Here is a 23,260-nt window from a genome sequence, read left to right on the forward strand (position 1 = left end):
CCGTTATTACTTCTTCTTTGGGGCAAGCATCATGGTCATTTGACGACCTTCTACACGATTAGGGAAACTTTCACAGACCGCAATCTCTTCAAGTTCTGCCTTAATACGATTAAGAAGCTCAATACCAATGCCTTGGTGGGCCATTTCACGACCACGGAAACGTAGTGTGACTTTGCCCTTGTTGCCCTCTTCTAAAAAGCGACTCAGGTTGCGTAGTTTTACCTGATAATCGCCTTCGTCTGTACCAGGTCGGAATTTAACTTCCTTGATCTGGATTTGTTTCTGATTCTTCTTTTGCTCTTTAGCAGCCTTGCTCTTCTCGAACAAGTACTTACCATAGTCCATCACACGACAGACTGGTGGCTCGGCATTAGGGCTAATTTCAACTAGATCCACACCAGCATCAAGAGCAACATTCATTGCTTCTTCAATAGAAACAACACCGACTGATTCGCCGTCAAGGCCAGTTAGACGAACTTCACGTACGCCACGAATTTCTTCATTCAGACGATGCGCGTTTTGCTTAACTGGTGCTTGGGTTCTTTTTCCGCCTTTAATACCTTATTCCTCCACAACATTGAGCTTACGATTGCTGATTTCTTCTTGCATAAATGCAATTAATTCATCAATCTTAAATTTACCCAGATCTTTACCCTTGCGAGTACGAACTGCTACTACGCCTGCTTCGACTTCTTTGTCACCACAAACGAGCATAAAAGGCACTCGCTTCAAAGTATGTTCGCGGATTTTAAAGCCAATCTTCTCATTTCTCAAGTCCGCATTGACTCTAATTCCACTTTTTTTCAATTTTTCTACAATTTCTTGCACATATTCTGCTTGAGAGTCAGTAATATTCATCACTACAGCTTGTTGAGGCGCCAACCATGTTGGGAAGAAGCCTGCGTAATCTTCGATAAGAATACCGATGAAGCGCTCTAATGAACCAAGAATTGCACGGTGAATCATAACCGGTGTATGGCGTTCGTTGTCTTCACCTACATATGTAGCGCCTAAACGCTCAGGTAATGCGAAGTCAAGCTGAACAGTACCACACTGCCATGCGCGATCAAGGCAATCGTGAAGTGTAAACTCGATCTTAGGACCGTAGAATGCACCCTCACCTTCTTGAATTTCAAATGGAATATCCATTGATTCAAGCGCGGTAACTAAATCGGCTTCAGCTTTGTCCCACATTGCATCAGAACCTACACGCTTTTCTGGGCGAGTCGATAATTTAACAACAATGTTATCAAAACCAAATGTCTTGTAAGTATCATACACCATTTCGATGCAAGATGTAACTTCTTGTTGTACTTGTGCTTCTGTACAAAAAATATGCGCATCATCTTGGGTGAAACCACGAACACGCATAATACCGTGAAGTGAACCAGAAGGCTCATTACGGTGACAAGAACCAAACTCAGCCATACGTAACGGTAAATCACGGTATGACTTAAGGCCTTGGTTAAAGATCTGTACGTGACCAGGACAGTTCATTGGCTTAATTGCGTATTCACGGTTCTCTGAACTTGTAGTGAACATTGCCTCTGCATACTTATCCCAGTGACCAGAACGCTCCCAAAGCACACGGTCCATCATTAATGGACCTTTTACTTCTTGGTAATCATATTCGTTCAATTTTTCACGAACAAATACTTCTAGCTCACGGAAGATAGTCCAACCGTTATGGTGCCAGAATACCATACCTGGTGCTTCTTGCTGCATGTGGAACAGATCAAGTTGCTTACCAATCTTACGGTGATCACGCTTTGCCGCTTCTTCCAAACGCGTTAGGTGCGCTTTCAGGGCTTTCTTATCGTGGAATGCAGTACCGTAGATACGTTGAAGCATCTTATTGTCGCTATTACCACGCCAGTAAGCACCAGCAACACTTAATAGTTTGAAGTTTTGACAGAAACCCATGTGTGGTACGTGTGGACCACGACACATGTCAATGTATTCTTCATGATGGTAAAGACCTGGACGATCGTCACGAGCAACGTTTTCATCTAGGATTTCAATCTTGTACGTTTCGCCACGTGCATCAAACGCATCACGCGCTTCTTGCCAGCTTACGTTTTTCTTCACTACTTGATATTTAGTTTTTGCTAATTCAAGCATACGCTTTTCAATAACATCAAGATCTTCTTGTGTTAAAGATTGCTCTAGATCGATATCGTAGTAAAAACCATTGTCAATCGTCGGACCGATCGCCATTTTTGCTTCAGGGTACAATTGTTTAATTGCATGGCCTAGCAAGTGTGCACATGAGTGACGAACGATTTCAAGACCATCAACATCATCTTTTACTGTAATGATTTCTAGGCTCGCATCGTTTTCAATAAGATCACATGCGTCAACACGAACACCATCAACACGCCCTGCAATGGTTGCTTTCGCAAGACCAGGACCGATTGAAAGTGCAACGTCCATAGTTGATACAGCGTCATCGAATTGACGTTGACTACCGTCTGGAAGAGTAATAACTGGCATTTAAATATCCTTAAACAGTGGTGCCACACACCAAGTAGCACATGTTGAGTTAATAAAGCTTTTAAGAGAAGCTTTCTATTAATAAAAATGTTTTTACTTTGATGCCGCAATACAGAGCTACATGCTAAGGTAAAAACAGGGGGACACTATACAAACGGTAACAAGATATTGCAAAGGATCACCCTACTTTTTTATATTTTCTATTTTACTAAGGCGTAATTCACAACATATAACTTTTCGATACCAGGATAAATATCATTAATCACTGCTTTTAACTCAGGTAACGTCATATTTTCTTGTTGTGCATGAAAATCATTAAGATCATTAAATGCGATTGGCTCAACGGTTAAAATATTTAAGCGGCAAAACCAACGCCCCTCTTCATATGTCGATACATCAACCGTCGTACCTGGAACATAATAGCTTTCCGCTTCATCACGAATAGTGATTGTTTTTTTTCCTGACAAGATGTCACTTTCAAAACGTGAGAAAAATGTCATTTCCGTCGGGATTATAGTCGAGCTCATTATGGTGTCCTTTATTACCTAATAAATTTCGGCATAGAGTAACCGCTTATGTTCAAAAGTAAACGAGCAATAGCAAAGCGAAAGAAAATAAACATTAAATTAACAGCAACAATACTAAACCTTTAATATTAAAAATAATATATCCTTTAATTTCATCAACCTATCCTTTATTAAATTGTTAATTCATTAAAATAGCATCGACTTCACAGATATATCTAAATAAAATGGACTAAGATGTTGATAGACAAGTTTTATCTAGTCCAATTTAACGCGTGGAGGATGCTATGTGGCAGGCTATTTCTCACCAGTTGTCAGAAGTACTTGGTCGACCGTTCAAAATTAATGAACGTGAGGCTATTCAAGGCGGCGATGTTAACCAATGCTATTGTATTGGTGATGACGAGCAACGTTTTTTTGTTAAACTCAATGATAAAGAACAACTTGCTGTCTTTAAAACAGAAGCCGAAAGTTTACGTATCCTCAACGAAGCTAATTGTGTTCAAGTGCCACAATATTTTCACCTCGGTACATGCCGAGACAAATCCTTTCTTATTCTAAATTACCTTCCAACCAAAACCATTGATGACGACGCGGGTTATAAACTCGGCCAACAACTGGCTCAATTGCACTTATGGGGTGAGCAAGTTGAATTTGGATTTGATTTTGATAACTATATTGGTTTAACACCCCAGCCTAATAAATGGCGTCGTCGCTGGGATAAATTTTTTGCAGAACAACGTATTGAATGGCAATTACAACTATGTGAAGAAAAAGGCCTCCACTTTGGTGATATTGACACAATAACAGCCAATGTCGCTCAACGTCTAAGTAATCATCAGCCAAAACCATCATTACTCCACGGTGACCTATGGCATGGCAATACGGCATTAACCGTCTCTGGCCCGATCATCTTTGATCCTGCGACTTACTGGGGAGATCGTGAATGTGATGTTGCAATGACAGAGTTATTTGGCGGTTTTCCTGCTAGTTTCTATGAAGGCTATCAATCTGTTTATCCATTAGACGAAGGGTATCAAGATCGTAAAGATCTTTATAATCTTTATCATATTCTTAACCACTGTAATCTGTTCGGAGGAGAATATATGGGGCAAGCGCAACATATTATTGCCAACCTTATGTTATGGGACGAATAGCCACGGTGATTTAATTGATAGCACACCAGCACTGTTGCCACTCAGTGTTGGTGTACCATACCGAAGCAATTCACAACCTGAATAACTCGCCGCGAAGCTAATTCACCACAAGGTTCTATAATAATAAACAACACCATTAATCCAACACGATCTCTGATTACTTATAATAAGGATCTGTTATGAACAAATACTCAACACAAAACGTTAACTGTCCCCACTGTGGCCATACAATCAGTATTCCTCTTGATGCCAGTGATGGTAGTCAAAATTTTTATGATGATTGTCCTATTTGCTGTAATCCTATTCACTTAACAATGGAAGTTGATGAACTGCATAAGACGATTAATCTGTTTGTTGATGCTGATGATGAACAAATATTTTAAAATACTTATTTTGTTGCCATTACACGTTCAACCGTATCCACAATTGCTTGTGTCTGCGGATCAATTTCAATATTAATCACATCATTTACAGTACGATTTTTAATATTTGTTCGGTGTAATGTTTCAGGGATAAGATTGACATTAAAGCAATTATTTTCAACTTCACCTATCGTTAAACTGATACCATCAATACCAATATACCCTTTAGCAAATATGTATTTCATTAATTGCGTTGGGGCAGAAAACCATACTTGATGATTATTTTCAGAGATATTTACGCGACTGACTGTGGCTGTTGCCGAAATATGACCAGACATCGCATGACCACCAATTTCATCACCAAACTTTGCGGCACGTTCAATATTGACATAATCCCCTTCCGTGAGCAGACCTAAATTAGTCACATTTAAAGTTTCTTGCATTAAATCAAACGAGACTAATTGTTGTTCAATATGAGTAACAGTCAAACAACAACCATTGTGTGCAACAGATGCACCTAAGGTTAATCCTTGCATTAAATTTTCTGGTAACCGAATAACATGGGTCTGGAAATTCATTTTTTTATGAATTTTCACTACCGGCGCAATGCCTTGTATAATTCCAGTAAACATATCCATCCTTATGTCTAATTAACTTAATTGACCTATTATTAAGATCTTGGATCACCCAAAGATATTCCATCTTAGAGTTTTCATGCGTTTAATTATGCAACAATTTCGTCGCTATTTTTGTCATTTTCTATTTTTTTACATTAAAGTGACACTCTACAATACGATAAGCGTATTACTTGTATGACAATAATACCGCACCAGTAAATAATACGTATTAAAGGTACACTATGACCGCTAACGCCTCATCTACAGTTTCACCGTCTTTACAACAACCACAACCTATTTTACGAATACTGCTTATCGGGTTGTTAGTGGTGTTATCTGGGTATTATATTTGGGTACTTTATAAAGCAATAACACCCAATGTCAGCCTTGCTTATAAGGCTTATTATATAAAAAATCAGACATTATATTGGCAACCAAAGCAACCAAATTTAGCATTAGCCTTACCGACGACATTAGAAACAACAAGTAATATTCCTAATTTATCTCGTGCAGGTTGGAACATTGATGCCAATAATAATATGCGTGAGCTTACTCAACAAGGCGGCTTATATTTCACATTACCCACAGCGCCTACGGCTAATGTTACGATTACATTTACCTTAGCAAAAGCACCGTTGCAGTTAAAACCGATAGCATTCACTTTTAACCATTATCAAGGTTCATTGTTACCGCAAGATCAAGGCAAAACCTTAACAGCGCAATTACCAAAGCAGCAATTTTTATCTTCGCCACAACAATTACAATCTTTGATATTAACTGTCCCAATACCATTACAAGTAACATCAATTAACTTAACACCAATTGATACCAACACATTATCGCTGCCACATAACACTGGCTCTATTAATCAAAACATTGGGAACTTAAAATGAATCAGAAACCAAACCCGCTTGATTATCGTTTATCGCTTATTGTGCCAGTTTACAATGAAGAAGTGGCTATCGAACCCTTCTTACATGCTATTAATGACAAGCTAAGTAGTATTCGATCACACATAGATATTGTGTTTATTAATGACGGCAGTAAAGACAATACTCAGCATGTTATTGATAAAATGATAGAACAAGATTCAAGTATCTCATTAATTAATTTTGCCCGTAACTTTGGTAAAGAAGCAGCCATGACGGCGGGCTTAGATTATGTTCAAGGTGATGCTGCCGTTATTATGGATGTTGATTTACAAGATCCACCTGAAGTGATCCTTGAGTTTGTCGAATTATGGCTTACTGGTGACTATGACACTGTCTATGGTGTACGGGTTGATCGCTCACAAGACACTTATACCAAGCGATTAACTGCTGGCGGCTTCTACCGTTTCTTCAACTTCTTATCGGCTGAAACAACACTACCTGAAAATGCGGGTGACTTTAGACTGATTAATCGCTGTGTAATTGAAACTGTTAAACAATTGCCAGAACGTAATCGTTTTATGAAAGGCTTACTTGCATGGTCATCTTTACGCGCTACAGGCGTTAATTTCCAACGCCCTGAACGTCTTGTTGGTGATACAAAATTTAATTATTGGAAATTATGGAATTTTGCCATGGATGGCATTACCAGTTTTACCGCATGGCCGTTACGTGTCTGGGGCTTTGTTGGTTTTGGTATCTCCTTTTTATCTTTCATCTTTTTAATGTATATCGTTATTAGCGCGTTATGTTTTGGTGTTCATACTCCAGGTTATGCTTCTACTATCTCTGTGGTGCTATTTTTAGGTGGAATCCAATTAATCTCATTAGGGGTTATCGGTGGATATGTCAGTCGTATCTATACTGAACTTAAGCATCGCCCAATTTATTTAGTTGAAGATGTGTACGGTAACTATAGAAAAAAAACTGCACCGTCAAAATCTAAACCATCCCTTTAACCTCGTTGAACAAGTCTAGCAACCATTATGAATGAATCATTTCTAAAACATTTTTGGCAGCTTAATCGTTTTGCCATTGTTGGATTATTAGCCACTGCCGTACATTTGTCAGTGGTACGGTTATACTTTTTCCAAATAGCACATCCATCTGAATATATCGCTAATATCTTCGGGTTTAGTATCGCTTTTTTAGTGTCCTATTTTGGTCATCGGCATTTTACCTTTGCTCAAAAAGGCTCTTTCTTTAAATTTTTAGCGGTGTCTTTATTTGGTTTTTTAATCAATAACATTATTTTGGTGACACTGTTACAAACAGCCCATATAAAAGGTTGGATTGCCGTCACTATTTCAACCTTATGTGTACCAATTATTACTTTTATTTTATCGAAATTCTGGGTCTTTAAATGAATCCCCTATCACTTACAGATATCCGTCTTACTCGTAAAGACTGGTTAAATCTGATCTTTGCTGTCATCGTTAGTCGTGTTGTGATCTACGCTCTTGGTCTTTGGGGCGTAAATATGTTCATGACAGGACATTATGCAGAACAACCATTATTACAAACCATATGTCGTTTTGACTGTGTATGGTTTTACCGCATTATTGATAATGGTTATGATCTTGTTCCACAATGGTTAGGTCAAAAAAATGCCGCCAATTGGGCATTTATGCCATTACAGCCCTTGCTCGGGTGGGTATTCTCGCACTTAACCACCTTTGAAGATCCCATTAATAATTATCGCTTTGGGTTAGCATTTGCGTCTAACCTTGCGTTTTTATTTAGTATTCCAATGGTGTTAATGGTACTAAAACAACTAAAAATCAGTGCAGTAACACGCTCAGCAATGGTATGGATTGTTTGTTTCTCGCCTTACACTGTATATTCCTCTGCAGGTTATACAGAACCATTGTTTATTGCATTAGTAGCCGGAGTGTTCTTATTTAGCTATCGCCAACAATGGTTTTGGGTCGCTATTTTAGGCATGCTAGCCGCTGTTACGCGTAACTTGGGCGTATTTTTAGTTTTTCCTGTATTAATTATTGCGATTCAACACTACGGTATTCAAAGTTTCTTACGCTTTAAAACACCCGCACTAAAAGTATTAGCCGCTATTTGGGTGATCCCGATTGGCTTTTTTAGCTTTATGACTTATATGTATTTTCATGTTGGGGATGCTCTAGCATTTGGACATATTCAAATAGCGTGGGGGCGTCAGCTAACTAATCCATTCCATTGGATAATATTTGGTTTTGAAACAGGCGGGCCTAAATTATACCTTACCATTATGGCACTGCTGGCTTTTGTGCTTAATATTTACTTAATTGTTCGTAAATATTATGCCGAAGCATTATTTATGTTTATTTGTTTAATATTACCACTGTCTTCAAGCCTTAACGCAATGCCACGTTATGCTTTTGGGCTTTATCCAACTTTCCTTGGATTAGCTTTATTAATTGAACGTTACCCAAGTATAAAAACACCCATGTTATGTATTTTTAGTGCTGCAAGTACCTTTATTGCAATGGGGTTCTTTGGGCATCATTTCTTTACCGTTTAACACATTTCTTTACCAATTAACAAGTAACGTAACAGCTTCGATCTTTAATGTTCGAGGCTGTTTATTTTTATGTGCATTAAATGATAAATAATGTTTGGCTTTGTAGGTTTTGTTTATATAATCCAGCCCCATTTAGGATGCATTATATAGTGACTAACAGCTATTGATTATTCCCCTCTTATTTCCTCATTTTTGGAGCCTTGCTGAGTGCAAAACTACAGAAAAGAAACAACGCAACTACTCAAACTTGCTATACCCGTTTTAATTGCCTCAGTTGCTCAAACATCAATGGGTTTTGTTGATACTGTAATGGCGGGTGGCGTAAGTGCAACAGATATGGCAGCGGTTGCAGTTGCAGCAAGCATTTGGTTACCCTCAATTCTATTTGGCGTTGGCTTACTGATGGCTATTGTTCCTATCGTTGCTCAACTTAGTGGATCAGGAAAAAAAGAAAAAATACCTTTTGAAATTCAAACTGCCTTTATTTTAGCGGTGCTAATCTCAATTCCAACCATGTTGATTCTTTACAATGCGGGCATATTAATCCACTACATGAATGTAGAACCCGTACTGGCAGAAAAGACAGTGGGTTACTTACATGCGGTATTATTTGCAGTACCTGCTTTTCTCTTTTTCCAAACACTGAAAAGCTTCTCTGAGGGCTTGTCGTTTACTATTCCAGGTATGGTGATTGGCTTTTTAGGATTATTACTCAATATTCCTCTCAACTGGATTTTTGTTTACGGTAAATTTGGCATGCCAGCGATGGGTGGTGTCGGTTGTGGTATCGCAACGGCTATCGTGTACTGGTTTATGTTCTTTGCCATGCTCGCATTCGTATTAATTAATAAACGACTTAATAGCCTTAATGTCTTTGGTACGATCTATCCGCCTAAATTTGCTGCTATTAGCCGTTTGTTTAAGTTAGGTTTTCCTGTTGCTGCCTCATTATTTTTTGAAGTCTCTTTATTTGCAGTCATTGCATTATTGATATCACCTCTAGGACCAATGAAAGTTGCATCACACCAGATTGCAATGAATTTTTCATCCTTAGTCTATATGTTACCAATGAGTTTAGCGGCAGCCGTCAGTATTCGTGTTGGCCATAAGATGGGACAGGAAGATATTGTTGGCGCTAAAATTGCCAGCCATTGTGGATTAATTGTTGGTACATCTCTTGCTTTTTGTACTGCAATTTTGACGGTTATTTTCCGTGAACAAATTGCATTACTGTACACAGACAACCCTGAAGTTATTATGTTTGCTGGCCAGTTATTGCTACTCGCGGCAATATACCAATGTAGTGACGCAGTACAGGTTGTGGCGGCTGGTGCCTTACGTGGTTATAAAGACATGCGTGCCATCTTCTTCTGCACCTTTATCGCTTATTGGCTGCTCGGATTACCGATTGGCTATATTCTAGGTATGACAGATTGGATCGTTAAACCAATGGGGCCTGAAGGTTTTTGGATTGGCTTTATTATCGGCTTAACATCAGCGGCGGTAATGTTAGGCATGCGTATGCGTTGGGTTCATAAACTTGATACTCAAAAACAAATTGAGATGTCATTACGCTAGCTCATACATTGTATCTTATTAAAAAAAGCGATCTTAGGATCGCTTTTTTTTATCTAAATTAACAAAGGCAGCATATGCTTAAATAATGATTAGTCATTGTAGAGTGTGATGAAAATTTTATTGTTACCCGCCATTATTTGTTTTTTTTTCGTCATAGGTTGTAAAGAAAACACAACCGATGCCTTACTCGACACCTACCAACAACGTCTTACTAATATATTAGGCGTTGAGCCTGACACTATTCCGTCCTTAGATATACCCCGCTATCCTCGAACTCATGCCCTAAAACAACCTATTGCAGATATAACTATTGGGCTATTAAATGCTTATGAATTACGCCAATGTGGTTTATTTCAATTAATTGCGGAGCGTAATTCAGTATTAGGAAAAGTGCAGGATAAAACACGTCGACTACATTACGAGTTATTGTTTTTAAAACAAATCGAACATTGCCTAAATGTTCTCAATAATACAGATCCATTGCAGCTTCAACTTGAAGATATTTATCATCAAAAACAACAGCAATTACCACAAGCCATATGGAACATGGTGTTTACAGGTCAAGAATGGCAGCAACAATTTACTCTAGGGCATCAATTACTATCGCCTCAACAATTTGGTGGCTATATCGAAAATTTAGCGGCATTTGAGTATTTAGATACATTAACTACAACAATGTTATCGAGTCAGACAACTAACCATTCACTCACAACAAACAATATTGATCAACTACTCCACCATCAACAACAAATTCATAATACCCAATATATTGGCCAGCTGTTTTATTCTATTGCTCGTATTACAACAGTAATGAACACCATTACAAGTCAACTTATTACTCATGATCAAACTGTTATGTGTGGGAAAAATATCAATCAACAACAAGCGCAATATTTACGTAATGTTTTCTATAAATATTATATCAATGATATTCAACCATATATCAGTAAATTACATTCTCAATACCAGCAATTACGCCCACATTTGAATAATATTTACACCATGCTAGTTCAACAACAAATCAACCCACCAAAAGCAATGGCAATATATGCACGCTATTATTTTCAAGGAGAACTGCTCCACCAATTTCAACAAGTAACACATAATCATGTTCGCTATTGGCAACGATTCTTTAAACGCTGCCAATTTAAGGTTGGACATCAATAAGTTGCTACTAACCTCAATTATCATTTTTGCTACTATGCGTTCATTTAGAGAATAGGTAAACTACACTACATTGTAGAGGTCAGGGAGATAAAAATGAAAAAGCACAAAAATGAAGCAAAACTATTAAAAAAAGCCTTAGAACTGGGTTTCGCCTTTGCAAAAAAACAAGGATTTAATGATTTAGATCGCGGTGTTGGTTCGACCGACCGCGTGGAATGTATTTATCGTCTATTAGTGCAATGTAAACAAATTACGCCATTAGCCGTTGATAAAGAAGATGGCGTCAATATGAAGCATAAATTGGTATTGTGGATTATTCGTCTATTACCGGAAAATCACGAACTGCTTCAATAACTCTTTTCACATAGCCACCAGCAAATACTGGTGGCGTTTCTCACAAATAACATGCGCAATATCACATTCGTCTATTTAAGCATCACCAAATTTGACCAAACTGGCTATTGTGCAAGCAAACGCACTGAATTTACTAAAAAAGTCTATTTAAACACTTGCCTAGAGGAAAGTGACTCGCTACTATGCTTGTCATTCGCTGATTACGATTTAATAGTAATGAAGCTGAATTTGCTCGCTTAGCTCAGTTGGTTAGAGTACTTGCATGACATGCAAGGTGTCACTGGTTCGAGTCCAGTAGCGAGCACCAATTTTAAAATAAATGGCTTAACAGCGGTTTATAGCAGTACAATTTGCTCGCTTAGCTCAGTTGGTTAGAGTACTTGCATGACATGCAAGGTGTCACTGGTTCGAGTCCAGTAGCGAGCACCATTTTAAAATAAATGGCTTAATCGCGGTTTATAGCAGTACAATTTGCTCGCTTAGCTCAGTTGGTTAGAGTACTTGCATGACATGCAAGGTGTCACTGGTTCGAGTCCAGTAGCGAGCACCATCTTAAAATAAATGGCTTAATTGCGATTTATAGCTGTATAATTTGCTCGCTTAGCTCAGTTGGTTAGAGTACTTGCATGACATGCAAGGTGTCACTGGTTCGAGTCCAGTAGCGAGCACCATCTTTTAGATACAACCAAGCCTACTTTTTAGTAGGCTTTTTTGTATCTGGATCATAACAATGTTAATCAATACCGCAGTATGGCGACAACTGATTGGTAATTAGGTAATATTTATATCAATTATAATAATTGACGATATAACAATGAAAATTACTGTTGATGGTGGCTCGTTTAAAGTATCTATTGATACTGAATTTGAAGGTTTATTGGCTGAAGCAACGGCTGTTTTTAATGAAACGTTAGTTCAAGCTAAATCAAACGACAAAGCTATCTTACGTTTTCTACAAATCATTCTTGAACATCGTGATAGTGATGATGCTATTGGTTATGCTGTTTTAGGCTTACTTGGTTGGTATAACACTGCAATTAACCCAGTCACAGATAATGATATTGAATTGAACTTGCCTAAAATCGTACCACACCTACTTAATCCTGCTGGCGATATCAATGCCACTAGTGACAATGACAAGACGACATTCAAGCACTAATGCAAAATGTCGGTATCTGTATAAAATAAAAAAGCCACTCATTTGAGTGGCTTATCACTATCTCATATTCATTTAAAATATGCTTAACTTAACGTAATGCGCTGATAGTTTTTAAGAGACTCACTTTCAGAGCTCTTAAATGTTTTACCTTCACTTTGAATAAAATACACCGGTAAGTCCTGCTCATTGGCAACAACTTTCCCTTCTACAGGCCCCAAACATAACATGGAGGTTGCCCACGCATCCCCAACAACAGGATCATGACCAAATACTGATGCTGATACCAAATTATGCGTTACAGGTGCACCTGTACGAGTATCTAAAATATGAGAATAATCTTTTTCACCATCCTTAAAGTTATGGTGATAGGTGCCCGATGTATTTAATGAAACACCATCGTCAGCATTAATATTAACAATAGTATAAGGACGAATACCGTCTTTTAATGCTATCGGCTGTTCAATCGCAACTCGCCACTTTTGCCCTTCCAGTTTGCGACCTTTAATTTTCATATCGCCGCCAAACTCAACCAAATAATTATTAACACCATCGGCTTCTAAAATTTTGCTTAGCTGACTAATGGCATAGCCTTCGCCCATTGAGGATAAGTCCACTTGTACTTGAGGAATGGTTTTTCTAATCCGTAAATGCACAGGATCTATTTCAATCTTATCAATCCCAATGTCTTTTTTAATCGACGCTATTTGTTGTGGTGTAGGAACATGCAAAGTATCCCCTTGAAAGCCCCATAATTTATATAATGGCTGAATTGTTGGGTCATAACATCCATGGCTATCTTTATTTAATTTTTTGGCTAACGACAACATATATATGAAATCTTTAGACGCGGGTTGCCATTGAGTCGATGTACTGTGGTTAAACTCAGAAATATACGAGTCATTCCGATAGGTAGAATATTCTTTATCAATCGCTGCCAACTTTTTATTAAATTGCTCTGTTACTTTTGCAACGGGTACATCCTGTTTTGACCAATATGTCACATGGTAAGTAGTACCTTCAGCAAAACCAGAGATCTTTTGTAACTTTGGCGCTTGGCTACAGCCAGACAATACAACAATAGCTGATAACGACAACGCAGCAATATAGCTTCGCTTTAATAATAACTGTGGCGAACGGGTGAACATAAAAAGGCCTTACCTATCTAAACAATGCCCGCAGTCTAACAATAGCAACCAAGCAATACCAGAAAGATACACCTAGAGAATAATAAGCTATATTATTATCCTTTTAGCACAAGCATGAATCATTCATTCTTTTACCCTATCTTCAATTTGTCTTCAAACCATCTTATTTCCACAGTAAAACTGCCATATTTTTGTCATCAAACCCTGTTGTAATTACGGAAAATTACTTGCATAACAAGGGTTAAACGTGACTACATTAATTAAATCTCTTACCACTATCGTTATTTCAGCAGCGCTCGTATCGCCAGTACAGGCAACCGAAATTAAGAATATTATTCTAATGATTGGTGACGGTATGGGTCCTCAACAGGTGGGTTTATTAGAAAGCTATGCCGACCTTGCGCCGCATTCCATTTATAACGGTCAGAAGACAGCTTTGTATAAATTAGCTCAGCAAGGTGTTATCGGCGCGTCACTCACCCACCCTAATGATGCCATTGTTGTCGATTCAGCATGTTCAGCAACCATGTTAGCCACCGGCGTTATGACAGGATCAGAGGTTATCGGTATCGATGCTGATGGTAATAGTGTTGAGACGGTATTAGAAAAAGCAAAGCGCATGGGTAAAGCAACGGGATTAGTTTCAGACACCCGTATCACTCACGCAACCCCAGCTGCTTTTGCTGCCCACCAGCCCCATCGTTCATTGGAAAATGAAATCGCTTCAGACTTATTATCTGCAAACGTTGATGTGATGCTATCGGGGGGATTACGGAATTGGTTACCACAATCAGCAGACGCTGCAGGTGCAATATCAAAACAGTTACCTTCGCTATCAGCTACTGATCTTTCTCTAAAGTCAAAACGTAAAGATGACCGTAATTTACTCTTAGAGGCTCAGCAACAAGGCTACGCTTTAGCTTTTAACAAAGAGATGTTGCTACAATCAAAAACAGAGAAATTATTAGGTTTATTTGCAAGTTCAGGAATGAATGACGGTATTCAAAACAGTGCGACAGTAAATGATCCTCAACGTACGCAACCGACATTAAAAGAAATGACAGATAAGGCGCTAGATATTCTATCAAAAGACAAAGATGGCTTTTTCTTAATGGTTGAAGGTGGTCAAATTGATTGGGCTGGGCACAGTAATGATGCAGGTACTATGCTGCATGAAATGATTAAATTTGATCAAGCGGTTGAATCTGTTTATCAATGGGCACAAGGCCGTGATGACACCTTAATTATTGTTACCGCAGATCATGAAACAGGCTCATTTGGCTTTAGTTACTCTGGTTACCAATTACCAAAGCCACAAAAACGCAGTGGTGAAGCATTTAAACAACAAGATTATGCTCCTAACTTTAATTTTGGTGCATTTACCGTACTCGATGATCTTTATAAACAAAAAATGAGTTATGCCAATATGTTAGCAACATTAAATACACTCAACAAAGATCAACAAACACCGCAAAACTTAGCTTCGATTATTAATAACAATAGCGAGTTTCCAATAACAGAAGCTCAAGCTAAAGCAATATTAACTGATAAAATCAACCCTTATCACAAAGATGATCACAGTTATTTATCCGCAACAGATATTCCTGCTATTCACGATTTTGATGCTTTCTACCCTTATAACGATCGCGCTAATCTGATTGCTCGTGCTCAAGCAACCCAACAAAATATTGTCTGGGGAACAGGTACTCACACCCATACTCCCGTTAATGTCTTTGCATGGGGACCTGCCGCAACCATTTTACCTGTGTCTAAAATCATGCATCACTCACAATTAGGTGAGTTCATTAAAAACCAAGTTAAGTAACTTATCTTATTTAACCCCCTCAATGACTTTGATTATACTCATTGTCATTGAGGGCTTATTGGCAATATAACCGGTATTCGTTCAATAAATAGAATCACTAATCTAACGTTTTCTTAAACCTAATTGACGCAATAATTAACCCAATAATGGTAAATATGACTAACCATAACGTATCTCGCCACAGATCAACCAAATCAGCCCCTCGCAACACAATACCGCGAATAATACGAATAAAGTGTGTCGTTGGTAATACCTCCGCAATCCATTGAGCAACAACAGGCATACCTTCATACGGAAACATAAATCCTGACAGCAAAATAGACGGCAATAATATAAATATTGTCATTTGCATGGCTTGTAACTGCGTTGTTGCCTTTGTTGATATCACTAAGCCGAGCGTTAAACTTGCCAGAATAAATAACACGGTTCCTAGAAAAATTTGTACTAACGAGCCATTGATTGGTACATCAAAAATGACATACCCTAATCCTAAAATAATGATTGATTGAATAATACCGATAAAAATATACGGTGTTATCTTAGCGAGCATTAATTCTAATGGTTGAATTGGCGTGGTAATCAATAACTCTAAATTGCCTTGCTCACGCTCTCTTACAATCGTTACAGAAGTAAATAGAATCATTGTCATGGTTAATATAATTCCAAGTAATCCAGGAATAATATTAATTGCAGACCGACGCTCAGGATTAAAATATAACGTTACTTCAAAATTATTTGGCTGTACTTTTCGTTGTGGAATAACTTCTGTTAATGGCATTTTTTGTAATTGCATAATGGTAGAACTAATCAATGCATCCGATCCATCAACAAGCCATTGCCCAATCACTTGCTGCTGGCCTATTCGACGTTGAAAATCAGACGGAAGCACTAATACCGCTTTTACTGTGCCATCCATAATCGCTTGTTGGCCTTGTTGCGGTGTCGCGTAACTTGCGATCACATCAACGACCTGCGTAGCTTTAATCGATTCCACCAACATCCGGCCAGTCGCTGAGTGGCTTTGATCGACTATCGCAGTAGGAACATTTCTAACATTAGTATTGATGGCATAACCAAATAATAACAATTGAATGAGCGGGATCATCACGATCATACCAAAGGTGATACGATCCCGACTTAGCTGCCGTAACTCTTTACTAACAATTGCATTGATCCGTAACAGACTCCACCATAAGCGAGTGATCATTGTCGTCTCTCCCCAGTGCAGGTTACAAAAACATCCTCAAGGCTTGGTCGACTGATAGTCATAACAGCTTGTGCTAATGTCGGTATTTGTAGTTGTAGCCAAGCGATGGGATCGTTAATATCTGTTGACACTAATACCCGTAATCGAATCCCTAATTGTGCAGCTGATCTCACCTGAGGAAGTTGTATCATTTGCGATTTAAGTTGCCGTAGTTGCTGCGCTTCTATTTCAACAACTGTTACCGCCATCGCATCCATTAGCGCGTAAGGTGATCCATTAGCACGTACCACACCAGCATCCATAATAGCTAAACCATGGCAACGTTCAGCTTCATCCATATAATGGGTTGTGACTAAAATGGTGGTACCTTGATCAGAAAGATCAAATAGTTGCTCCCAAAATTCACGGCGATTTTCAGGATCAACCGCCGAGGTAGGTTCATCTAGCAGTAGTAAATCTGGCTGGTGGATTGTTGCGGCGGCTAAAGAAAGTCGTTGTCGTTGACCACCACTTAACTTTCCTGCTCGGCGTTTTGCCCGTTGATCAAGCCCATATGTCATTAACTGTTGTTGAATTCGTCGCTTACGCTCCACTTTAGGTATACCAAAAATCTGCCCCATAAATTCAAGATTTTCTTGAACAGTTAAATCTTGGTATAGCGAAAATTTTTGTGTCATATAGCCAATGCGTAAACGTAATTGTTCTGCTTGACGTGGAATATCTAGCCCCAGTACATTTACAGAGCCTGTCGTTGGTGTTAATAGCCCAGTTAACATTCTTAATGTAGTAGATTTACCGCAGCCATTAGGGCCTAAAAAACCATAAATAGTCCCTTTGGGTACCGTTAGATTAAGTTTATCAACGGCAACAAAATCACCAAAATTACGGCTTAGATTGGTTGCAACAATAGCCTGTTCACTCATGAGGCATCTCCACTTGCACTGGAACGCCCGCAGGTAATTCACGACCACTATCAGGAAAAACAACCTCAGCCAAATACACTAATCGCGCTTTATCGCTGCCATTTAAGGTGTAATAAGGCGTAAAAGAAGGGATTGTCGCTACCCAACGTACAATGCCTTGATAAGAGCTCTTAATGCCATCAACATGAATGGTTAATTTTTTTCCCGCCGTTATATTGACTCGATAAGGCTCTGGAACATAAATACGTGCATAAGGGACAGTTTCGGTAGTGATAATTGCAACCGTCGCATCTTTAGCGACACGATCACCCACATGATAAGGTAAATGTTCTAAAATCCCATTACGGGTTGCGACAATAGTATAATCTTGAAGAATTTGTTGCTGAAGCTCGACTTCTGCCGCCGCCATCACCAATGCCGCTTGTGCCTGTTTTATATCTTCAATACGCTCGCCATGCAGCAATTTATCTAATTCATTAATCGCTGCTTGTAATTCAGCGTGCGCAATATCCCGTTGCGTCTGTGCACTATCTCGTTCCGCCGTAGACACCATTTTCTTTAAAAATAGCCGCTTAATACGTAAATTATCAGTATTTTTATCTCTAAAATTAGCTTGGTATTGTTCTACTTGTGCTTGAGCTGCTGCAATATCTTCTGGGCGAGAGCCATTTGTTAAACGCTGTAAGTAAGCCAGTGCTTGCTGTTGTTGTGCTTGCGCTTTAGTGAGCCTCGTTTGCTGTTGTTGAGATTGTAATGTAACGACAACCTCTCCTTTTTTAACAACATGACCCTCCATAACAGGTTGTGTTGTAATAATTTCATTTGCCGTTGCCGTCAGTGCAACTTGATCACGCTCAGTAGAACCTAAAGCCAATGCATCTCGATGATCATTACAGCCAGAAATAACGAGCAAAAATGGAATAAAAATACAGTAGCTCGATAATAAACCTTTCATGGTCCACTCCATTGAAGTCAAATAATGTCCATTAAAATTACGTTATAGTGATTCTTTTAGCGGTAATAACAATCCACCTGTAATAACTTTTAAATTATGCTCAAGTAAATTTACGAAAAAAGCTTCATTTGTCTCAACACCTTGAATATTCAATATCGAAGGTGGTGCGATAAAAGGAAAAACCATTAAACTAATAAAAGAAATTTTGCATAGATGCGGATCTAAATCAGAGCGAATAATATTTTGTTGCGCTAACTGTTCAAAAATTCGATGTTGTAATGGCTGTGTTATTTCAGTAAATATTTTTTCCATCGATTGACGTTGACTGTTTGTATTGGGTAAATACATTAATTGAAAAATCAATCGTGGAAAGCTGGGGTTAACCGTCATTACGCGATAATACGTTCGCATCAACTCACATAAACTGTTGGTATTTTTTTCGACCAATAATTGCTGTATCAATACTTGAATAGGTGCAAGAGTTTCCCGTACCATCGTTTCAAACAGTCCCTCTTTAGAATTAAAATAATAACGAATCATCGCTACATTTATTCCTGATTTTTGAGCGATCATACGTGTTGATACTTTGTCGTAAGTCATCACTGAAAATAATTCACGTGCATTATTAATTAATAACTGGCGAGCATTAAGATCAATAATTGGACGTCCACTACGTCGCTTATCTATTACACTGCTCATCCACACCTCGATAATTAATCATTTGTTTAATTATACGATCTATATTGTTCGCTTTATAAACAAATAATTACTCAAAGAGGTACAAATTGATTAATAATTAATTTTAAGAGTACCTAACAGCCATGATCTCGCTATTTTAACGATAAACACACACCAGTTTAATTCATAAAAATAAACCATAAAGCCGTTATCATTCACTATACTGAATGCTTATTACCATTTTTGATAATAAACATACCATTTTTGCCTATATACCCATGTGGGCTATAGGCTCTAAAATGCTGCTCTTTTTCTTTTTGAACACCGCATTGCTTGCTGTTTTATAACACATTTTGCGGACTTAACCTGAGGGCCTTTAATGGGCGATATCGCAAAATCTGTTGCAAAGTTAAGCGTTTTCTCGATAATCATGATTACGATAACCTCGGTCGATAGTATCCGTAATTTACCGGGAGCAGCACTCTTAGGCAGCCATGCTATTTCTTTTTTCGTCCTTGCTGGTTTATGCTTTTTTGTACCAACAGCATTAGTTTGTGCCGAAATGAGTACCACTTACCCGAAACAAGGCGGCGTTTACCTTTGGGGTAAAGAGACATTGGGACATAACTTTGGTTTTGTCACAGTGTGGTATCAATATGCTGAAAATATTGTTTATTATCCACCACTGATCTCATTTATCGTTGCGACAGGTACCTACCCATTTTTTCCACACCTAGCAGAAAATAATATTTTTATGTTAGTGATGATTAACGTTATCTTTTGGACGCTGACCTTAGTCAATATTTTTGGTCTACGTCTGTCATCACTAATTACGAATGTCTTTGGTATGATTGGTCTGATTTTTCCGATCTTACTTATCATTGCATTAGGCGGATATTGGACATATACCAACCCAGAAGCATCGCACATTTCATTGCGCCATGTTTCAGATTGGTTACCTGACTTTTCACAAAGTGGTATTGGCGCGAGTTTTACTGCTGTTGTTTTATCTCTAACAGGCATTGAAATTACGACTGCTTATGCCAATGAAGTGAAAAACCCACAAAAAGCCTATCCTAAAGCATTACTCATTTCGACGGTGATGATTTTATTATCACTTACGGCTTGTTCACTATCCATTGCTGCTGTTGTTTCTCATAATAATTCAAGTTTAAGTGAAGGCATCATTCTCGCATTTAAAACCTTCTTTGAAGACATGAATTTACCATTCTTATTGCCTGTGATTGCACTTGCGATAGTATTTGGTAGCCTTGCCAGTTTAAATAATTGGATTATTGCACCAACAAAGAGTTTACACGTAGCAGCTAAAGATAAGTTTATGCCAATACGGTTATCAAAAGAAAACCGTAATAAAGCCCCCGTTCCACTATTACTGTTACAAGGGGCTATCGTTAGCTTATTGTCATTAGTCTTTGTATTAGTACCTAACGTCAACCAAGGCATGTGGTTATTGAACATTCTTATGACGCAACTTTACATGGTAATGTACATTTGTATCTTTATCAGTTTCTTAGCATCACGTCGTAAGCATCAACATATTGATCGTCCATTCCGCGTTCCTGGTGGCAAAATCGGTATGGTTATAGCGTCAACGCTTGGATTAATCAGCTGTTTCATTACTATTTTTGTTTCTTTTGATGTACCAGCAAGCATTGATAAAAATACCGCAGCTATTGCCTTAATTTCTGGCTTTATTATCTTTAGCCTACCCGCTATCGCCGCCATTATGTACCGTAAAAAACAATTACAATACACTTAAATAGCAGCGTTATATCAAGCTTAGAAAAAAGCCGCAGCATTAAAAATGCTGCGGCTTTTCTTTAATTATCAAATTATACAGACATAATATTAATGATCGTTTTATCGGTATTCTTCATGCCTTCCGTCACCATACGCCCGATATTACGAATAGTCGTCTCAACATCATTAGCAACAATACCTTGTCCATGTGCCTCATGGTTATCAATTGCCATTAATGAACTTAAAGCTGCAGAGCTGGTTGAACTTTTTACTTTCATTGCACACGTCGACTTTGCGCCATCACAAAACATGCCCACGGTATCACTCAGTGTATTTTGAATCGCAAAACAAATCTTTTCAAATGAACCACCTTGAAGGTAAGTCATCGTCATTGAAGCCGCTGAACTAGTGACAGCACAACCACAAAATGGCGATAATGGTGGATAAAAAGATTTCATATAAATCGCACCTAAGTGACTCATAATAAGTGCACGAGCAAGCTGTTCATCTGTTGATTTACAATGCTCAGCAAAAACAATTACCGGCATAGAAGCACAAATACCTTGATTACCACTGCCATAATTACTCATAGCTGGTAATGTCGCCCCTCCCATTCTAGCATCAGAGGCAGCAGCGGAACGCATAACGGCACGATGTGCTAAGTCATCACTTAATACACCATTATCGATGTTCTTTTGATAAGTACGCCCAACCTGTAGACCGTATTTATTTTTTAAACCTTCATCAGATAAAGCAACCGTTAATTCACGTGCTTTTAGAATAAACTCAATATCTGCAAAATTAGCTTCAGTGGCAAACTTATAAATACCAGCAATAGAAATATCAATGTCATCACACACAGATGCCGTTGATTTTTGTTGTTGCTCACAGTCATTTAGAATTGTTGTATCATATACAACCTCGCCATTTAACGTTTTCTTAATAACTTGTGTGTGTCCACCACTAATTTCAACCGTTGCAATATTATGCCCAGCTTTTGCTTCTGCATAACAATAGATAAACTCTTCAACCTCTTTACGACCTACGTGTACTTTGCCAGCATCAATCAATTGCTGAGCTTTTTCTACATCATTTGACGTAATATTAACTAAAACTTCAAGGCCACCATCAGGGTTACCGCCGATAGCACCTACAGCAGAAGCAATGGACAAACCAATTTTACCCGTACCAGGTACAAACACACCCATTGAGTTCTTAAATAAGTTGTCTGAAACCTTTACCGTTAATTCTTCAACATCTTGCCCCAGTAATTGTGCAACCACTGCTGACGCATACGCTGCAGAAATAGGTTCAGTACAGCCAAATGCCGGCTTCACTACAGTATTAATGATTTTTGTATATTGCTTCCACTGTGCATTCATATTGGTGACCCTTAGTACTTCTAATTATTTTAGCTATTATTGTTGATATATTATTTACGGTATGCGATTGCCTCTATCTCTACCAATGCCCCCATTGGTAAATCTTTCACCGCGAAACAACTACGTGCAGGACATTCAGTTTTAAAGAACTGAGCATAAACTTCATTAAACGCGGCAAAGTCACTAATATTAGCTAAGTAACAGGTTGTTTTAACAACCGTATCCATATCACCACCACCAGCCTCAATAACTGAACGTAAGTTAACTAGAGACTGATATGATTGTTCCGCAACACCACCATCAACAATGCCACCTTTCTCTTTACATACAGGTAACTGACCTGAAGTAAAGATTAAATCACCGAATGCATTACCGTGAGAATAAGGACCAATTGCATCAGGAGCTGTTTTTGACGTAATTACTTTTGACATGTGTTTTATCTCTCATTACTTAAAATTCAAATTTATTTTAACAATCGAAATATGGAGCATGCAATTTTTTTTGCAAATTTAACTGGAATCATAAA

At 38.3% G+C, this 23,260-nt stretch carries 23 protein-coding genes and 4 tRNA genes; 16 read left to right on the forward strand and 11 right to left on the reverse strand.

What is annotated here, in order from left to right:
- Positions 1–6: 6 nt before the first annotated feature.
- From infC to yqfB, 3 genes are all read right to left on the reverse strand, one after another.
- Entirely contained in the window at positions 7–558 is a 552-nt protein-coding gene (infC, locus tag ACJZU6_RS10180; RefSeq protein WP_080156593.1) for a translation initiation factor IF-3, read from the reverse strand.
- 3 nt (positions 559–561) lie between these two features.
- Entirely contained in the window at positions 562–2,493 is a 1,932-nt protein-coding gene (gene thrS, locus ACJZU6_RS10185) for a threonine--tRNA ligase (protein WP_080156594.1), read from the reverse strand.
- 200 nt (positions 2,494–2,693) lie between these two features.
- Positions 2,694–3,020, reverse strand: a complete 327-nt coding sequence (gene yqfB, locus ACJZU6_RS10190) for a N(4)-acetylcytidine aminohydrolase (RefSeq protein ID WP_327770750.1) — start codon at positions 3,018–3,020, stop codon at positions 2,694–2,696.
- 284 nt (positions 3,021–3,304) lie between these two features.
- Here yqfB and ACJZU6_RS10195 point away from each other — a divergent pair, with 284 nt between their 5' ends.
- Positions 3,305–4,174 carry a fructosamine kinase family protein gene (locus ACJZU6_RS10195; protein WP_080156596.1) on the forward strand — a complete coding sequence of 290 codons (870 nt, stop codon included), beginning with the start codon at positions 3,305–3,307 and terminating at the stop codon, positions 4,172–4,174.
- Between the two features lie 179 nt (positions 4,175–4,353).
- Positions 4,354–4,557 carry a CPXCG motif-containing cysteine-rich protein gene (locus ACJZU6_RS10200; protein WP_408900207.1) on the forward strand — a complete coding sequence of 68 codons (204 nt, stop codon included), beginning with the start codon at positions 4,354–4,356 and terminating at the stop codon, positions 4,555–4,557.
- 5 nt (positions 4,558–4,562) lie between these two features.
- Here the strand turns inward: ACJZU6_RS10200 and ACJZU6_RS10205 are convergent, their stop codons facing one another.
- Positions 4,563–5,168, reverse strand: a complete 606-nt coding sequence (locus ACJZU6_RS10205) for a riboflavin synthase subunit alpha (RefSeq protein WP_408900208.1) — start codon at positions 5,166–5,168, stop codon at positions 4,563–4,565.
- Positions 5,169–5,395: 227 nt separating this feature from the next.
- Between ACJZU6_RS10205 and ACJZU6_RS10210 the strand changes: the two genes are divergently transcribed.
- The 12 genes from ACJZU6_RS10210 (at position 5,396) to ACJZU6_RS10265 (ending at position 12,858) form a co-directional block, all read left to right on the forward strand.
- Positions 5,396–6,046 carry a riboflavin synthase subunit alpha gene (locus ACJZU6_RS10210; RefSeq protein ID WP_408900209.1) on the forward strand — a complete coding sequence of 217 codons (651 nt, stop codon included), beginning with the start codon at positions 5,396–5,398 and terminating at the stop codon, positions 6,044–6,046.
- Positions 6,043–7,041, forward strand: coding sequence for a glycosyltransferase family 2 protein (locus tag ACJZU6_RS10215; protein ID WP_080156600.1), 999 nt, complete (start codon positions 6,043–6,045; stop codon positions 7,039–7,041). Before ACJZU6_RS10210 ends, ACJZU6_RS10215 begins: the two co-directional genes overlap by 4 nt.
- Positions 7,042–7,068: 27 nt before the next feature.
- Positions 7,069–7,449, forward strand: coding sequence for a GtrA family protein (locus ACJZU6_RS10220; protein WP_080156601.1), 381 nt, complete (start codon positions 7,069–7,071; stop codon positions 7,447–7,449).
- Positions 7,446–8,600 carry a hypothetical protein gene (locus tag ACJZU6_RS10225; protein WP_408900210.1) on the forward strand — a complete coding sequence of 385 codons (1,155 nt, stop codon included), beginning with the start codon at positions 7,446–7,448 and terminating at the stop codon, positions 8,598–8,600. The genes ACJZU6_RS10220 and ACJZU6_RS10225 overlap by 4 nt, the downstream gene beginning before the upstream one ends.
- A 207-nt stretch (positions 8,601–8,807) precedes the next feature.
- Positions 8,808–10,178 (forward strand): MATE family efflux transporter, encoded by a 1,371-nt coding sequence (locus tag ACJZU6_RS10230; RefSeq protein ID WP_394167447.1) that lies wholly within the window; start codon positions 8,808–8,810, stop codon positions 10,176–10,178.
- Between the two features lie 108 nt (positions 10,179–10,286).
- Positions 10,287–11,345: a DUF3080 domain-containing protein gene (locus ACJZU6_RS10235; protein ID WP_408900211.1), complete on the forward strand. Its 1,059-nt coding sequence runs from the start codon at positions 10,287–10,289 to the stop codon at positions 11,343–11,345.
- A gap of 93 nt (positions 11,346–11,438) precedes the next feature.
- Positions 11,439–11,699: a DUF5062 family protein gene (locus ACJZU6_RS10240; protein WP_036795114.1), complete on the forward strand. Its 261-nt coding sequence runs from the start codon at positions 11,439–11,441 to the stop codon at positions 11,697–11,699.
- Positions 11,700–11,929: 230 nt separating this feature from the next.
- Positions 11,930–12,006, forward strand: a tRNA-Val gene (locus ACJZU6_RS10245).
- Positions 12,007–12,051: 45 nt separating this feature from the next.
- Positions 12,052–12,128: transfer RNA gene (locus ACJZU6_RS10250), tRNA-Val, on the forward strand.
- Between the two features lie 44 nt (positions 12,129–12,172).
- Positions 12,173–12,249: transfer RNA gene (locus ACJZU6_RS10255), tRNA-Val, on the forward strand.
- Positions 12,250–12,293: 44 nt separating this feature from the next.
- A tRNA-Val gene (locus ACJZU6_RS10260) sits at positions 12,294–12,370 on the forward strand.
- A 143-nt stretch (positions 12,371–12,513) separates the two neighbouring features.
- Complete coding sequence (locus tag ACJZU6_RS10265; protein WP_327766003.1) at positions 12,514–12,858, forward strand: hypothetical protein; 345 nt, start codon at positions 12,514–12,516, stop codon at positions 12,856–12,858.
- Positions 12,859–12,941: 83 nt separating this feature from the next.
- Here ACJZU6_RS10265 and ACJZU6_RS10270 read toward each other — a convergent pair whose 3' ends face one another.
- Positions 12,942–14,003, reverse strand: a complete 1,062-nt coding sequence (locus tag ACJZU6_RS10270) for an FAD:protein FMN transferase (RefSeq protein WP_408900212.1) — start codon at positions 14,001–14,003, stop codon at positions 12,942–12,944.
- A gap of 247 nt (positions 14,004–14,250) precedes the next feature.
- Here ACJZU6_RS10270 and ACJZU6_RS10275 point away from each other — a divergent pair, with 247 nt between their 5' ends.
- Positions 14,251–15,828, forward strand: a complete 1,578-nt coding sequence (locus ACJZU6_RS10275) for an alkaline phosphatase (RefSeq protein WP_408900213.1) — start codon at positions 14,251–14,253, stop codon at positions 15,826–15,828.
- Between the two features lie 97 nt (positions 15,829–15,925).
- Here the strand turns inward: ACJZU6_RS10275 and ACJZU6_RS10280 are convergent, their stop codons facing one another.
- From ACJZU6_RS10280 to ACJZU6_RS10295, 4 genes are read right to left on the reverse strand one after another with little or no spacing between them, the layout of a single operon-like run.
- Positions 15,926–17,035, reverse strand: a complete 1,110-nt coding sequence (locus tag ACJZU6_RS10280) for an ABC transporter permease (RefSeq protein ID WP_080156608.1) — start codon at positions 17,033–17,035, stop codon at positions 15,926–15,928.
- Positions 17,032–17,958, reverse strand: coding sequence for an ABC transporter ATP-binding protein (locus tag ACJZU6_RS10285; protein ID WP_408900214.1), 927 nt, complete (start codon positions 17,956–17,958; stop codon positions 17,032–17,034). Before ACJZU6_RS10285 ends, ACJZU6_RS10280 begins: the two co-directional genes overlap by 4 nt.
- Positions 17,951–18,913, reverse strand: coding sequence for an HlyD family secretion protein (locus tag ACJZU6_RS10290; protein WP_408900215.1), 963 nt, complete (start codon positions 18,911–18,913; stop codon positions 17,951–17,953). Before ACJZU6_RS10290 ends, ACJZU6_RS10285 begins: the two co-directional genes overlap by 8 nt.
- Positions 18,914–18,955: 42 nt before the next feature.
- On the reverse strand, positions 18,956–19,612 hold the full coding sequence (locus ACJZU6_RS10295) for a TetR/AcrR family transcriptional regulator (RefSeq protein WP_408900216.1): 657 nt from the start codon (positions 19,610–19,612) through the stop codon (positions 18,956–18,958).
- Positions 19,613–19,970: 358 nt separating this feature from the next.
- On the opposite strand from ACJZU6_RS10295, the gene ACJZU6_RS10300 reads away from it, so the two are divergent.
- Positions 19,971–21,371: an APC family permease gene (locus ACJZU6_RS10300; protein WP_080156612.1), complete on the forward strand. Its 1,401-nt coding sequence runs from the start codon at positions 19,971–19,973 to the stop codon at positions 21,369–21,371.
- A 73-nt stretch (positions 21,372–21,444) separates the two neighbouring features.
- On the opposite strand, the gene ACJZU6_RS10305 is transcribed toward ACJZU6_RS10300, so the two are convergent.
- Positions 21,445–22,734: a serine dehydratase subunit alpha family protein gene (locus tag ACJZU6_RS10305; protein ID WP_408900217.1), complete on the reverse strand. Its 1,290-nt coding sequence runs from the start codon at positions 22,732–22,734 to the stop codon at positions 21,445–21,447.
- Positions 22,735–22,784: 50 nt separating this feature from the next.
- The gene (locus ACJZU6_RS10310; RefSeq protein ID WP_080156614.1) at positions 22,785–23,165 is read right to left on the reverse strand and encodes a Rid family detoxifying hydrolase; all 381 of its coding nucleotides are present in this window, start codon (positions 23,163–23,165) and stop codon (positions 22,785–22,787) included.
- Between the last annotated feature and the right edge of the window lie 95 nt (positions 23,166–23,260).

Origin of the sequence: Photobacterium piscicola, from assembly GCF_046058925.1 — a bacterium.
Lineage (GTDB): Bacteria > Pseudomonadota > Gammaproteobacteria > Enterobacterales > Vibrionaceae > Photobacterium > Photobacterium piscicola.